13 protein-coding genes are annotated in these 13,514 nt (G+C 72.2%); 6 read left to right on the forward strand and 7 right to left on the reverse strand.

Annotated features, from left to right (window positions below):
* Positions 1–10: 10 nt before the first annotated feature.
* The gene (locus tag PKE79_RS05080) at positions 11–829 is read right to left on the reverse strand and encodes an HAD-IIA family hydrolase (RefSeq protein WP_271172582.1); all 819 of its coding nucleotides are present in this window, start codon (positions 827–829) and stop codon (positions 11–13) included.
* A gap of 116 nt (positions 830–945) precedes the next feature.
* Between PKE79_RS05080 and PKE79_RS05085 the strand changes: the two genes are divergently transcribed.
* On the forward strand, positions 946–1,935 hold the full coding sequence (locus PKE79_RS05085; protein WP_271172583.1) for an SDR family NAD(P)-dependent oxidoreductase: 990 nt from the start codon (positions 946–948) through the stop codon (positions 1,933–1,935).
* A gap of 4 nt (positions 1,936–1,939) precedes the next feature.
* Here PKE79_RS05085 and PKE79_RS05090 read toward each other — a convergent pair whose 3' ends face one another.
* The 5 genes from PKE79_RS05090 to PKE79_RS05110 form a co-directional block, all read right to left on the reverse strand.
* Positions 1,940–2,596, reverse strand: coding sequence for a response regulator transcription factor (locus PKE79_RS05090; RefSeq protein ID WP_271172584.1), 657 nt, complete (start codon positions 2,594–2,596; stop codon positions 1,940–1,942).
* Complete coding sequence (locus PKE79_RS05095) at positions 2,593–3,858, reverse strand: sensor histidine kinase (RefSeq protein WP_271172585.1); 1,266 nt, start codon at positions 3,856–3,858, stop codon at positions 2,593–2,595. The genes PKE79_RS05090 and PKE79_RS05095 overlap by 4 nt, the downstream gene beginning before the upstream one ends.
* A 67-nt stretch (positions 3,859–3,925) precedes the next feature.
* Positions 3,926–4,744 (reverse strand): ABC transporter permease subunit, encoded by an 819-nt coding sequence (locus PKE79_RS05100; RefSeq protein WP_271172586.1) that lies wholly within the window; start codon positions 4,742–4,744, stop codon positions 3,926–3,928.
* Between the two features lie 11 nt (positions 4,745–4,755).
* Complete coding sequence (locus tag PKE79_RS05105) at positions 4,756–5,676, reverse strand: ABC transporter ATP-binding protein (RefSeq protein ID WP_271172587.1); 921 nt, start codon at positions 5,674–5,676, stop codon at positions 4,756–4,758.
* Positions 5,677–5,757: 81 nt separating this feature from the next.
* The gene (locus tag PKE79_RS05110; RefSeq protein ID WP_271172588.1) at positions 5,758–6,390 is read right to left on the reverse strand and encodes a metal-dependent transcriptional regulator; all 633 of its coding nucleotides are present in this window, start codon (positions 6,388–6,390) and stop codon (positions 5,758–5,760) included.
* 129 nt (positions 6,391–6,519) lie between these two features.
* Between PKE79_RS05110 and PKE79_RS05115 the strand changes: the two genes are divergently transcribed.
* The 3 genes from PKE79_RS05115 (at position 6,520) to PKE79_RS05125 (ending at position 9,075) form a co-directional block, all read left to right on the forward strand.
* Positions 6,520–7,713, forward strand: coding sequence for a Gfo/Idh/MocA family protein (locus PKE79_RS05115; RefSeq protein WP_271172589.1), 1,194 nt, complete (start codon positions 6,520–6,522; stop codon positions 7,711–7,713).
* Positions 7,714–7,891: 178 nt separating this feature from the next.
* On the forward strand, positions 7,892–8,530 hold the full coding sequence (locus PKE79_RS05120) for a TrmH family RNA methyltransferase (RefSeq protein WP_271172590.1): 639 nt from the start codon (positions 7,892–7,894) through the stop codon (positions 8,528–8,530).
* A gap of 77 nt (positions 8,531–8,607) precedes the next feature.
* Positions 8,608–9,075 (forward strand): VOC family protein, encoded by a 468-nt coding sequence (locus PKE79_RS05125; protein ID WP_271172591.1) that lies wholly within the window; start codon positions 8,608–8,610, stop codon positions 9,073–9,075.
* A 1-nt stretch (position 9,076) separates the two neighbouring features.
* Here the strand turns inward: PKE79_RS05125 and PKE79_RS05130 are convergent, their stop codons facing one another.
* Complete coding sequence (locus PKE79_RS05130) at positions 9,077–10,402, reverse strand: MATE family efflux transporter (protein ID WP_271172592.1); 1,326 nt, start codon at positions 10,400–10,402, stop codon at positions 9,077–9,079.
* A gap of 69 nt (positions 10,403–10,471) precedes the next feature.
* Here PKE79_RS05130 and PKE79_RS05135 point away from each other — a divergent pair, with 69 nt between their 5' ends.
* Together PKE79_RS05135 and PKE79_RS05140 are read left to right on the forward strand one after the other, a co-directional pair.
* On the forward strand, positions 10,472–12,439 hold the full coding sequence (locus PKE79_RS05135; RefSeq protein WP_271172593.1) for a M13 family metallopeptidase: 1,968 nt from the start codon (positions 10,472–10,474) through the stop codon (positions 12,437–12,439).
* Positions 12,440–12,564: 125 nt separating this feature from the next.
* The gene (locus PKE79_RS05140) at positions 12,565–13,476 is read left to right on the forward strand and encodes a serine hydrolase (protein ID WP_271172594.1); all 912 of its coding nucleotides are present in this window, start codon (positions 12,565–12,567) and stop codon (positions 13,474–13,476) included.
* The last annotated feature ends 38 nt before the right edge of the window (positions 13,477–13,514 follow it).

The raw sequence follows: 13,514 nt of genomic DNA on the forward strand, positions 1-13,514 counted from the left end.
TCGGACATCCTCAGACCCCCGCGTCGAGCTCGGCGCCGCCCTCGCCCTCGACCTCGGGGTCGAGCAGCTCCGCGACCGAGGTGACGATCTCGTCGGGCCGGAACGGGTACTGCTCGATCGAGGTCCGCGTACTGATGCCGGTCATGACGAGCACGGTGTGCAGCCCCGCCTCGATGCCCGCGACGATGTCGGTGTCCATGCGGTCGCCGATCATGCCCGTGTTCTCGCTGTGCGCGCCGACCCGGTTGAGGGCCGACCGGAACATCATCGGGTTGGGCTTGCCGACGATGTAGGGCTCCTTGCCGGTCGCCTTCGTGATGAGCGCGTTGATCGCGCCCGTCGCGGGCAGCACGCCCTCAGCGCTCGGCCCGGTCGCGTCGGGGTTCGTCGAGATGAAGCGGGCGCCGTTGTTGATGAGGCGCACGGCCTTCGTGAGCGCCTCGAACGAGTAGTTCCGGGTCTCGCCGACGACGACGTAGTCGGGATTCGTCTCGGTCATGATGAACCCGGCCTCGTGCATCGCCGTGAGGATGCCGGCCTCGCCGATGACGAACGCCGAGCCGCCGGGGCTCTGCTGCTTGAGGAACGCCGCCGTCGCGAGGGCGCTCGTCCAGATGTGCTCCTCGGGGACGTCGATGCCCGAGCCGCGCAGACGGGCCGCGAGGTCGCGGGGCGTGAAGATCGAGTTGTTCGTGAGCACGAGGAACGGCGTGCCGGTGTCGCGCCACTGCGCGAGCAGCTCGGACGCGCCGGGGATGGGCTGCTCCTCGTGCACGAGGACGCCGTCCATGTCGGTCAGCCAGCACTCGATCTCGTCGCGTCGCGCCATGGCATCAGCCTAGAGAGCGCGCGGCTCGGCCGCGACGCTCCGCGCGCCGGACGCGGTTTCCGGCGCGCGCTCGCGGCATGCTCCCGAAGGCATGCCGTTCGGCGTATCTTCGTCTCGTGACCGAACACGCGCCCCGGAGCTGGGATCCGGCGCGCCTGCCGGATCAGACCGGCCGCACCTACCTCATCACGGGCGCCAACGCGGGTCTCGGCTACTTCGCGAGCGAGCAGCTCGCGCGCGCAGGCGCTCACGTCATCCTCAGCGGGCGCAGCCCCAACAAGCTCGCCGCGGCGCACGACGCACTCGAGGCTCGGGTGCCCGATGCCTCGGTCCAGACTCTCCTCCTCGACGTGAGCAACACCGGGTCGATCCGCGCGGCGGCCGCGAGCGTGCGCGGCGGCCTCTTCAAGCGGCAGCGCCTCGACGGCGTGCTGCTGAACGCGGGCATCGTCCACACCCCGCGGCAGCGGGAGACGACCCGCGACGGCCGCGAGCTCGTCCTCGCGACGAACGCCCTCGGGCACTTCGTGCTCGCCGCCGAGCTGCTGACGACGCTGTCGAAGTCGGCGAGCCGCACCTGGACGCCGCGCATGGTGTGGCTCGGCAGCATGTCGACGCGCATGGGCGCATACGACCCCGTCGACATCCAGCTCGAGCGCGGGTACCACGCGTATCGCGCCTATGTGCAGTCGAAGGTCGTCGTCCAGGCGCTCGGAATCGAGGCCGACGTCCGCCTGCGCGACGCCGGCGTGCCCGTCGAGAGCGTCGTCGCGCATCCCGGGTACTCGATCGGCGGACGCACGCCGCGCGTGCAGGGCGTGAACGAGCCGAGTGCGTGGAAGCGCTTCAAGGACGGCCTCCAGGCCCCGATCGCGCAGTCCAAGGAGCGCGGGGCGGCCTCGCTCGTGCGCGCGCTCGTCGACCCCGCCATCACGGGCGGCGAGTACTGGGGGCCGCGGCTCATCACGCGGGGTGAGCCCACCCGGCAGCAGCCCTCGCGCACGTCGTCGGACCCCGAGGTGCGTCAGCGGATCTGGGAGACGTGCGAGCGGCTCTCGGGCATGGAGTGGCCCTTCGCGCGCGCGGCGCGCGTGGCCGGCCGCTGACGCGTCAGCTGCCCGCGATCCCGGCCTCGTAGGCGAGGATCACGAGCTGCACGCGATCACGCGCCCCGAGCTTCTGCAGAAGCCGCCCGATGTGCGTCTTCACGGTCGACGACGCGAGGTAGAACCGCGCGGCGATCTCGTCGTTCGTGAGGCCCTCGGCGATGGCCGCGAAGATCTCGCGCTCTCGCGGCGTCAGCGCATCGAGCTCGGCGGATGGCCGCGGTGCGGCGTGCGCGGTGAACTGCTCGATCATCCGGCGGGTGACGCTCGGCGCGAGCGCGGCGTCGCCCGCGTGCACGGCGCGGATCGCGCCGAGGAGGTCGGCCGGCAGCGCGTCCTTGAGGAGGAAGCCGCTCGCGCCTGCGCGCAGGGCAGCGAACGCGTACTCGTCGAGGTCGAAGGTCGTGAGCACGAGCACCCGGGGGAGGGGCCCCGCGGCCGCGATCCGCTCGGTCGCCGCGATCCCGTCGAGCCGCGGCATGCGCACGTCCATGAGGATGACGTCGACCCCGCCGTCGCTGGCCACGGCCACGGCGTGCTCGCCGTCCTCGGCCTCGGCGACCACCTCGATGTCGGGCTGGGCGTCGAGCACCATCCGCAGCCCCATCCGCACGAGCTGCTGGTCGTCGGCGATCGCGACGCGGATCCGCTCCCCGGTCATCCCTGCTCCTCCTTCAGCTGCGCGCGCAGCAGCCATCCGCCATCCGCCGTCGGCCCCGCGTCCACGTGACCCGCGTACAGAGCGGCGCGCTCCCGCACCCCGATGATGCCCGTCCCGCGCCCGGGAGGCGCTGTGCTCTGCCGCGCGGGCGCGTCGTTGCGCACCTCGACGGTCACGATCCCGTCCTCGCGGCGGATGGTCACGGCCGCGTACCGCGCGCCCGGCGCGTGCCGGAGGGCGTTCGTGAGGCCCTCCTGGACGATGCGGAAGACCGCGAGCTGCAGCGCGCGGTCGGCGATCGGCGTGCCGATCCGCGTGAGGCGGACGGGGAGGCCCGTCTCGCGGAAGCGCTCGGCGAGGACCTCGAGATCCGCGTCGCCCGGCTGCGGGGCGAGCTGCGCCGCCTGGTCGGGGGCGCGCAGGACGCCGAGCAGACGTCGCATCTCGGCGAGCGACGACCGGCCGGTCTCAGCCACGAGGCGCATGGCTTCGGCGGCGCGCGGCCCGCCCGTCTCGGCCTGCGCCGCCGCCCCCTCGGACAGGGTCACCATCACCGTGAGACTGTGCGAGACGATGTCGTGCATCTCCCGCGCGATGCGCGCCCGCTCGTCTGCGACCGCGAGCTGCGCGCGCTGGTCGCGCTCGCGCGCGAGGTCGGCGGCCCGCGCGATGATCGCGTCGATGTACCGGCGGCGGTTGCCGACCGAGAGCCCGAGCAGGGTCGGGACGAGGTAGACGATCGCGTTCGGGACGGCCGTGGCCGCGGGGCTGATGTCGGGGTCCTCCGGGAGCACGGCACCCGAGAGGGTGAGCCACGTCGCCACGCCGGAGACGATCACCGTCACCGCCGCCACGATCCCGTAGCCGATCCAGGTGCGCCGCGGGGTGCTGTGGACGCCCAGCGCGTAGAGCGCGACGAAGACGGCGAGATGGCCGCCCATGCTGAAGGGGAGCGGCAGGACGGCCAGGCTGCCGCACACGATCGCGGCGATAAGGGGGCGCTCGCGCCGCACCACGAGCGCGACCGAGCCGACGGCGATGGAGGAGGCGGCGCCCGCTGCCGACCATCCGTCGAGGGGGAAGTCCTCCGGGACCGCGGCCGCGAGGACGAGCGTGAGCAGGGCCGGCGCGATCTGGCACGTGAAGACGATGAGGACGTCGACGATCCGCGGATGGCGATCGACCCATCGCCGGATGACGCCGGGAGGGCGGGGGAGGGCGAGGTCCAGCCCGCCCGTCCTCGTCCCCTCTGCGCTGCTCACGTCTCCGACCCTATGCGGATGGCCCCGTCCCGCGCGGGACGGGGCCATCGGCCCGATGAGCGGATGGTCACGCGTCGCGGCGGCGGACCACGGCCATCCCGGCGACGAGTGCCGCGATCGGCCACGCGAAGGCGATCGCGATGTCGCGGACGGTCTCGCCGTCGACGTCTGCGTTCGGCGTCATGAGGGCGTCGCCGGCGGGTGCCATGAGCGCGTCGTGGATCGTCGGCGCCCATTCGAACGGCAGCGTCAGCAGCACGGTCGGGAGCACGAGGAGGAACACGAGCACGAGCGTGACCGACCAGGTCTCGGAGCGCAGGAGCGCCGCGACGCCGAGGGACAGCACGCCGACGAGCGCCGTGAACAGCGCCGCGCCGACGATCGGCAGCAGGATGGCCGTGAGCGCGTCGTCGAGGGCGGGCTCGACGCCCCAGACGGCGCCGACGGCGACGACGCCCGCGAACGACAGGAGCAGCGAGGCGAGCGACCACGCGAACGTGCTCACGGCGACGACCACGGCCTTCGCGCCGACCGTCGCGACGCGGCGCGGTGCCGCGGCCAGCTGGGTGCGGAGCGAACCCGTCGCGTGCTCCTTCGCGAAGACGCCCACGCCCACGAGCACGGCGATGATCTGCGCGACGGTCGCGGCACCGAGGGTCATCATGAGCGCGGGCGGCGCGCCCGCCGGGTCGCCGTTCACGGCGAGGAGCAGGGCGGTCATGCCGACCGAGACGGCGAGCACGAGCACGGTCCCGACGACGAGCGAGGCGATCGTGCCGCGCAGACTCGTCAGGCCGATCCACTCGGCGCGGACGAGGCGGGAGAAGGTCAGGCGCGGGGCGCCGAGAGAGGCGGTGCGGCGCGGAGCCGCGGCAATGGCGGTCATGGGAACTCCGTTCAGGCCGCGAGAGCGGCGGGGTCGCTGCGGTACTCGACGGCGTCGCCGGTGAGAGCCAGGTAGGCCTCCTCGAGCGAGCCGCGCAGGGGGACGAGCTCGTGCACGTCGATGTCGGCGTTCACAGCGACGCGCGTGATCTGCGCCGCGGGCAGGCCCTCGACGTCGAGCGTGTCGGCGGCCGCCTGGGTGATGGCGACGCCCGGGTCGGCGAGGAGAAGCCCCAGCCGGCGCGCGTCGGACGAGCGGACGCGCGTGCGCTCGCGCTCGGATCCGCGCAGGAAGTCGCCCACGGGCGCGTCCGCGAGGATGCGGCCCTTGCCCAGGACGATGATGTGGTCGGCGGTCTGCGCCATCTCGCTCATGAGGTGCGAGGAGAGGAAGATCGCGCGCCCCTCGGCCGCGAGGGAGCGGACGAACCCGCGCACCCAGTGCACGCCCTCGGGGTCGAGGCCGTTGACGGGCTCGTCGAGGATGAGCGTGTGCGGGTCGCCGAGCATGGTCGCGGCGATCCCGAGGCGCTGGTGCATGCCGAGCGAGAAGCCGCCGATGCGACGCCTCGCGACTCCGGCGATGCCCGTGAGCTCCATGACCTCGGCGACCCGGGCCATCCCGATGCCGTGCGTCGCGGCGAGCATGCGCAGGTGCGCCTCCGCCGTGCGCCCCGGGTGCACGGCCTTCGCGTCGAGGAGCGCTCCGACCTCGGTCATGGGAGCGGCGTGCTGCGCGAACGGGCGCCCGTTCACCGTGACCGAGCCGGCGTCTGGCCGGTCGAGGCCGACGATCATGCGCATGGTGGTCGACTTGCCCGCGCCGTTGGGCCCGAGGAAGCCGGTGACCTGCCCCGGCCGCACCTCGAACGAGATGCCGTCGACGGCGGTCTTGGCGCCGAAGCGCTTCGTGAGGTTCTCTGCCGTGATCATGCCTCCGACGCTACGGAGGACAGGTGCCCTGCCGCGTCGGCGCGGAGGCGGATGTTCGCGGGGCGGTGCGGTACTGCGGTACTACGCCGTCAGCCAGATCACGTCGGCCGCACCTTCGGGCAGCACGACGTCGTCGCCGTCGAGCAGCACGCCGCGCTCGGTGACCGCCACCTCGCGGCCGACGTCGATGCCGGCGCCCTCGATCTCGCGCAGGAGCTCGGGGTCGCGGTCGCGCACGCGCAGCACCCGGCCGACGTGCCCGACCGGAGCATCCGCGAGCAGGACGAAGGCCTCGCGCTCGATCTGGCCCTCGGCATCCGGGATCTTGTCGCCGTGCGGGTCGAGCGACGGGCGCCCGAGGCGCTCGTCGATCCGCTCGAGCAGCCGGTCGCTCAGCGCGTGCTCGAGGACCTCGGCCTCGTCGTGCACCTCGTCCCAGCCGTAGCCCATCTCGCGCACGAGCCACGTCTCGATGAGACGGTGCCGGCGGATGATGCCGATCGCGCGACGCTCGCCCTCCTCCGTGAGCCGCACGGCGCCGTAGGGCACATGCGAGACAAGGCCGGCCGCCGCGAGCTTCTTCACCATCTCGGTCACGCTCGACGGGGCGACGCCGAGCTTCCCGGCGAGCACCGACGGCGTGATGGGGTCGTCCTGCCACTCGGTGTGCGAGTACACCGTCTTGAGGTAGTCGTCCGCCGCGGGTGAAGCCACGCGATCAGCCTACGGCGACGCGCGGACGTGCTGAAAGAGCTAATGTCTTGACAAAAGGGATGAGCATTCGTAGCGTGGTGTGGTCCCGTTCCCGCGACGTCGTCGTCGCCCGTGCCCCGGAGGTCGTCGATGACCGCATCCCCCGTCCGCGAGATCGGCGTCGGACTCGTCAGCGTCGGCTGGATGGGCCGACTGCACAGTCGCGCCTACCGGTCGGTCCCCTTCGTCTACCCCGAGCTCGGTCTGCGGCCGCGCCTCGTCCAGGCCGCGGATACCGCGGAGGCGGGCCGCTCGTACGCGACGGATGTGCTGGGCTACGAGAGCGCCGTGGCGGACTATCGCGAGGTGCTCGCGAACCCCGACGTCGACGTCGTCTCGATCTGCGCGCCGAACTTCCTGCATGCCGAGGTGGGCGTCGCGGCCGCGCGGGCGGGCAAGCACATCTGGATCGAGAAGCCCGCGGGCCGCGGCGCGCACGAGACCGCGGCCATCCGCGACGCCGTCGTCGACGCGGGCGTGCAGTCGGCCGTCGGCTTCAACTACCGCCAGCCGCCGGCCATCCAGCGGGCGCGCCAGCTGATCGGGGAGGGCGCCCTCGGCCGGATCACGAACGTGCGCGGTCGCTTCTTCGGCGGCTTCAGCGCCGACCCGCAGTCGCCGCGCGCATGGCGCTTCGTGCGCGAGACGAGCGGATCCGGCGTGCTCGGCGACCTCATGGGCCATCTCGTCGACCTCGTGCACTTCCTGCTCGGCCCGATCGGCTCGGTGACCGCGTCGACCGGCACGTTCATCACGGAGCGCCCGGGCCTTGCCGGGACGCCCGACGAGGGGCGGATGCTCCCGGTCGAGAACGACGACTACGCGAACATGCTGCTGCGCTTCGACGACTCCGCGCTCGCCGCGGGTGCGCTCGGCACGCTCGACGCCTCGTGGCTCGCGGTCGGACCCAAGGCCGAGTACGCGATCGAGGTGTTCGGCACCGAGGGCTCGCTGCGCTGGGACTTCGAGCGCCTCAACGAGCTCGAGCTCGCCATCCGCCGCCCCGGCGAGAGCCTCGGGTACACCCGGCTGCTCGCCGACGAGACCTTCCCCGAGTTCGCGCGCTTCCAGCCGGGGTCCGGGACGTCGATGGGCTACGACGATCTCAAGACGATCGAGGCGAAGAAGTTCCTGCTCGCGGTGGCGGGTCAGCCATCCGATACTTCGACCATCCACGACGGGCTCGCGTCGGCGCAGGTGCTGACCGCGGCCGAGGAGTCGGCCGCCTCGGGGCAGTGGGTCGAGACCCCCGTCGTCCCTGGACACACGGGTCACGTGCGCTGAGCGGGCTCGGGCAGCGGCCCGTGTTGCGTGGGTGTGCGTGTGCGTGTCCGTGTGCGGATTCGGATGGCTGGGGCTGGTGTCGCCGGGTGGGGTCGACACGCGCACACGAGCCCCACGAGCCCGACAGGAGGACCGGGCGCCGGGGCCGTGTTGCGCTGACACCCGGTAGCCTCGTCCGGTGACGGACCCGCAGCCCGAGCCCCACCGCGAGGCGTCGACGCACGGCGTCGGGCCCTGGCCCGGCGCGTGGCCCGAGGGCGATCACTACGACCCCGAGCTCCTCGCGAACGGCGATTCGCGCAATGTCGTCGACCGGTACCGCTACTGGCGCATGGAGGCGATCGTCGCCGACCTGGACACGCGCCGCCATCCGTTCCATGTCGCGATCGAGAACTGGCAGCACGACATGAACATCGGGTCGATCGTGCGCAGCGCCAACGCGTTCCTCGCCGAGTCGGTGCACATCATCGGCCGCAAGCGCTGGAACCGGCGCGGCGCGATGGTGACCGACCGCTACCAGCACGTGGTCCACCATCCGGATGTCGCGTCGTTCGCGGCCTGGGCCGCGAAGGAGGGGCTCCCGATCATCGCGGTCGACAACGTGGGCGACGCCGTGCCCGTCGACAGGGCCGAGCTGCCAGAGCGCTGCGTGCTCCTCTTCGGCCAGGAGGGGCCGGGTCTGACGGACGAGGCGCTCGCCGCGGCGTCGGGGCACATCGAGATCACGCAGTACGGCTCGACGCGCTCGATCAACGCCTCCGCGGCCGGCGCGATCGTGATGTACGAGTGGGCCCGGCGATACGCGCGTGACGCGTGATGCCACCCCTCGACGCGACCCGCGCGCGGGCGTAGCGTGAGCGGCGTCAGCGACCGTCGACGCCGAAGGAGTCCGAAATGGCCGAGCTCGCCCGCATCCAGCCGTGCCTGTGGTTCGACGACAACGCGCGGGAGGCGATGGAGTACTACGTCTCCGTCTTCCCGAACTCGCGCATCCGAAGCATCGAGGAGTACCCCGACGAGAAGCTCGACGCCCACTTCACGGGCATGAGCGGGAAGGTCCTCAACGGGCAGTTCACGCTCAACGGGGTCGACTTCGTGTGCCTCGACGGCGGACCGCTCTTCACCTTCAACGAGGCCGTCTCGTTCGTCGTCTCGTGCGACGGGCAGGAGGAGATCGACCGCTACTGGGAGGCGCTGTCGCACGTGCCCGAGGCCGAGCAGTGCGGATGGTGCAAGGACCGGTTCGGGGTCAGCTGGCAGATCATCCCGCGCAACATGGGCGAGCTCGTGAGCAGCCCCGCGGCCATCCAGGTGATGATGCAGCAGAAGAAGGTCGTGATCGCCGAGCTCGAGAGCGCCTGAGCTACGCGGCCTGCTCCATCCAGGCCCGGCCGCGGATGCGCGCGCCGAGCGTGACGCCGCGCGCGAGCATGTAGACCCCGTAGTAGGTCGCGGAGAGCCACGCGAGCGCTCCCGGTCCGGATGGCGAGAGCCACGCGAGCGCGATGAGCGCGGGCAGGTAGGGGAGGAGGTTCAGGCCTCCCGCGATCGCGAGGTAGCGTGCGTCGTTCGCGCCCATGAGCACGCCGTCGAGCACGAACACGAAGGCGCCGATCGGCTGCGAGACCGCGAGCACGAGGAGCGCGGGCTGGATGTCGGCGGCCACCTCCGCGTCGCCCGTGAAGACGACGCCGATGACGCCCGACAGCGCCGCGATGACGACTCCGGCCGCCACGCCGCCCCACACGCCCCACAGCACGGTCCGGCCGAGCACGGCGCGCACCTGCCGCGGGTCCCTCTCGCCGAGCGCCTTGCCGACGAGCGCCTGCGCGGCGATCGCGAGCGCGTCGAGCGCGAACGCCGTCGTGGAGAAGATCGTGAAGACGACCTGCCATCCGGCGAGCTCGCGCGTGCCGAGGTCGGTCGCCACCCAGACCGTGCCGAGCGTCGCGACGCGCAGGCTCACGGTGCGCAGGAACATCCATCCGCCCGAGCGGGCGGAGCCGCCGAGCCCCTCGCGGTGCGGACGGATCGTCGCGCGGTGGCGTCGCGCGAGCCGCCCGATGACGACGACGTAGGCGCCGACCATGCCCCACTGCACGAGGACGGTTCCGGCCGCCGACCCGGCGACGCCCCATCCGAGCCCGTAGATGAGCAGCCAGTTCACCCCGGCGTTGAGCGTGAAGCCCGCGCCCGCGATCCATAGCGGCACGATCGTGTTCTGCAGCCCGCGCAGGAGGCCCGTCGCGGCGAACACGATGAGCATCGCGGGAAGACCCCACATCGAGATCCCGAGGTACGCCTCGGCGTGCCCGGCGACCGCGGCGTCCGGCGAGAACGCCGCGACGAGCGCGGGGACGGCGAAGGTCCCGGCGACTGCGAGGACGGCGCCGATGCCGAGCGCGAGCCACATGCCGTCGATGCCGACCGAGACGGCCGCGCGGACGTCTCCCGCGCCGAAGCGGCGCGCGACCGCGGGGGTCGTGGAGTACGCGAGAAACACCATGAGGCCCACGATCGTGGTGAGGACCGCGGACGCGATGCCGAGGCCCGCGAGCTCGTCGATGCCGAGGTGCCCGACCATGGCGGCATCCACCGCGAGGAAGAGCGGCTCGGCGATGAGCGAGCCGAGAGCGGGGAACGCGAGCCGCAGGATGTCGCGGTCGAGGGAGCGGCGGGCGGTCACCATCCGAGCCTAGGACGGAGGCGGGACGCGAGCGCGGCGCCCGCGTCCGGGGCTGTGCATACGATGGAGCGCATGACGGCTGCATCCCTCCCCTCCGGTATCGCCCTCGACGAGCTCAGTGAGGAGATCCGGCCGCAGGACGACCTGTACCGCCACGTCAACGGCGCCTGGATCGATCGCACGGAGATCCCGGGCGACAAGGCGCGCTGGGGCGCCTTCCACCAGCTCGCCGAGCAGGCCGAGAAGGACGTGCGCGCGATCGTCGAGGAGGCGCAGGCCGCCGAGCCCGGCACCGAGACGCGCAAGGTGGGCGACCTCTACTCGAGCTTCATGGACACCGAGCGCATCGCCGCGCTCGGGGCCGCTCCGCTCGTCCCGCTCCTCGAGCGCGTCGACGCGGTCTCCGACGTGGCATCGCTCCTGCGCACCGCGGGCGAGTTCGACCGCGAGGGTCTGGGCGGCCCGATCGGCGTGTTCGTCGAGCCCGACCCGGGCGACCCCACGCGCTACGTCCCGTTCCTCGTCCAGTCGGGCATCTCGCTCCCCGACGAGAGCTACTTCCGCCTCGAGAACTTCGAGGGCACGCGCGCGGCGTTCCGCCGTCACGTGGAGCGCCTGCTCGAGCTCGCGGGCGTCGACGACGCCGCGGGCCAGGCCGAGCGCCTCTACGCGCTGCAGAAGGACATCGCGTCGCATCACTGGGACAACGTCCGCAGCCGCGACGCCGTCGCGACCTACAACCTGAAGTCGTGGGACGAGATCCAGCAGCTCGCGGGCGTCGACCTCGCGCCGTGGCGCGACGCGGTCGCGCCGGGCAGGCCCGAGGTGTTCGCCGAGGCGGTCGTCTACCAGCCCTCGGCGCTCGAGGGCCTCGGCTCGCTCCTCGTCGCCGAGCGCCTCGACGACTGGAAGGCGTGGCTGCGGTTCCAGGTCGTGCACGCCCTCGCGCCGTACCTGTCCGACGACTTCGTCGATGAGAACTTCGCCTTCTACGGCACCGAGCTCACCGGCGTGCCGACCATCCGCGAGCGCTGGAAGCGCGGTGTGTCGCTCGCGGAGGGAGCGCTGGGCGACGCGATCGGCCGCGTCTACGTCGAGCGGCACTTCCCGCCGAGCGCGAAGACCGCGATGGACGAGCTCGTCGCGAACCTCACCGAGGCGTACCGCCAGAGCATCTCGACGCTCGAGTGGATGAGCCCTGCGACGCGCGAGAAGGCGCTCGAGAAGCTCGACACCTTCACCCCGAAGATCGGCTATCCCGCGAAGTGGCGCGACTACGACGCCGTCGAGATCACCGCGACCGATCTCATCGGCAACGTCCGCCGCACGAACATCGCCGAGCACGACCGGCAGCTCGGCAAGGTCGGCAAGCCGATCGACCGCGACGAGTGGTTCATGACGCCGATGACCGTGAACGCGTACTACAACCCGCTCATGAACGAGATCGTCTTCCCCGCGGCGATCCTGCAGCCGCCGTTCTTCGACGCCGATCGCGACCCCGCGGCGAACTACGGCGGCATCGGCGGCGTCATCGGGCACGAGATCGGCCACGGGTTCGACGACCAGGGGAGCCGCTACGACGGGACCGGGGCGCTCAACGACTGGTGGACCGAGGAGGACCGCGCCGCCTTCGAGGAGCGCACCCGGTCGCTCATCGAGCAGTACAACGCCCTCGTCCCGCAGGGCCTCGACGCGTCGCACACCGTCAACGGAGCGCTCACGATCGGCGAGAACATCGGCGACCTCGGCGGTCTCGGCATCGCCCTCAAGGCCTACGAGCTCTCGCTCGGCGGCGAGGAGGCGCCGATCGTCGACGGCCTGACCGGTGTACAGCGCCTTCTGCTGTCGTGGGCGCAGGTGTGGCAGCAGAAGTCGCGCGAGGCCGAGACCATCCGCCTCCTCACGATCGACCCGCACTCGCCCAACGAGTTCCGGTGCAACCAGATCGTGCGCAATGTGGACGCGTTCTACGCCGCCTTCGACGTCCAGCCGAGCGACGCGCTGTGGCTCCCCGAGGACCAGCGCGTGACGATCTGGTGAGAGTTCGCTGAGGGCGGCTCCCGCGCGGGCATAATCGAGACACACCTGCATCCATCGCGGAGCGGGCGTCGCCGAGAGCCCCCCGACGTCGCCGCTCGCGGGTGCGAGCGGATGGGAAGGGACCCGTGGCCATCGAGCCTCAGAAGGAAGCCGTCTCGCTGCGCGGCGAGCGTCGGGAGGCGCGCCGCCTGCGTCGCCGTGCCATCCTGCAGCCGACCTTCACCGCGACGCTCCGCTCGATCGAGGCCCTCGTCGCGGCGGACGCCCGTGCCGGCGTGCACGTCGTCGACCTCGACCGCGAGACGGTGCTGCTGAGCGGAGACGACCACGTGACCCTGCCGGTCGGCGGCGTGGGCACGGTGCCGCTGCTCATCGAGGCCGCCGCGCAGTTCGACGCCGGAGAGCTGGATCCCGACGAGATCGTCGCGCGGGATCCGCTCGACCCCGTGCGGATGTCAGGGGTGTGGCGGCACCTGCGCACGCGCGAGCTCCCCGCCGGCGACCTCGCGATCCTCGCCGCCACGACCGACGACGCGCTCGCCGCGAACGCCCTGCTGGACCGGGTCGGGCACGAGAGGGTGACCCGGCGCTTCGTCTCACTCGGGATGCCGCGGTCGGCTCTGCTCGACCACTTCCGCGAACGGCGAGGGCCGGATGATGCCCCGCACGTCGCGCTCGGAACGGCGCGCGAGTTCGCGCGGCTCTTCGCCGACATCGTGTCGGGTCGCGTCGTGAACGCCGCGGTGAGCGCGCAGGTCGCGGAATGGCTGACGCAGGGTCACGATCTCAGCCTCGTGGGCAGCGCGACGGGGCTCGACCCGTTCGCTCACGACGACGACCCCCACGGGCTCCTCTTCCTCAATCGCACGGGCAGGGCGCCCGACGTGCGCGCCGAGGCCGGCGTGCTCGCGGGAGCGCGCGGCGCCGTGGCCTACGCGCTCTTCGTCGAGTTCGACGACGCCGGGATCCTGCACCGCGACCGTGCGCACGAGGCGTTCCGGGCACTCGGCCGCGAGCTCATGGAGTACGTCGTCTGAGGCACTCCCGTCGCCTGACGGCCCCGCGCGCACCGGGA

It is taken from the genome of Microbacterium barkeri, assembly GCF_027921765.1.
GTDB lineage: Bacteria > Actinomycetota > Actinomycetes > Actinomycetales > Microbacteriaceae > Microbacterium > Microbacterium barkeri.

Coding starts and splice junctions, on each gene's coding strand:
- PKE79_RS05080 (WP_271172582.1), bottom strand. CDS start 829: ATGGCGCGACGCGACGAGATCGAGTGCTGGCTGACCGACATGGACGGC.
- PKE79_RS05105 (WP_271172587.1), bottom strand. CDS start 5,676: ATGATCACGGCAGAGAACCTCACGAAGCGCTTCGGCGCCAAGACCGCC.
- PKE79_RS05130 (WP_271172592.1), bottom strand. CDS start 10,402: ATGGTGACCGCCCGCCGCTCCCTCGACCGCGACATCCTGCGGCTCGCG.
- PKE79_RS05125 (WP_271172591.1), top strand. CDS start 8,608: ATGGCCGAGCTCGCCCGCATCCAGCCGTGCCTGTGGTTCGACGACAAC.
- PKE79_RS05115 (WP_271172589.1), top strand. CDS start 6,520: ATGACCGCATCCCCCGTCCGCGAGATCGGCGTCGGACTCGTCAGCGTC.
- PKE79_RS05100 (WP_271172586.1), bottom strand. CDS start 4,744: ATGACCGCCATTGCCGCGGCTCCGCGCCGCACCGCCTCTCTCGGCGCC.
- PKE79_RS05135 (WP_271172593.1), top strand. CDS start 10,472: ATGACGGCTGCATCCCTCCCCTCCGGTATCGCCCTCGACGAGCTCAGT.
- PKE79_RS05090 (WP_271172584.1), bottom strand. CDS start 2,596: ATGACCGGGGAGCGGATCCGCGTCGCGATCGCCGACGACCAGCAGCTC.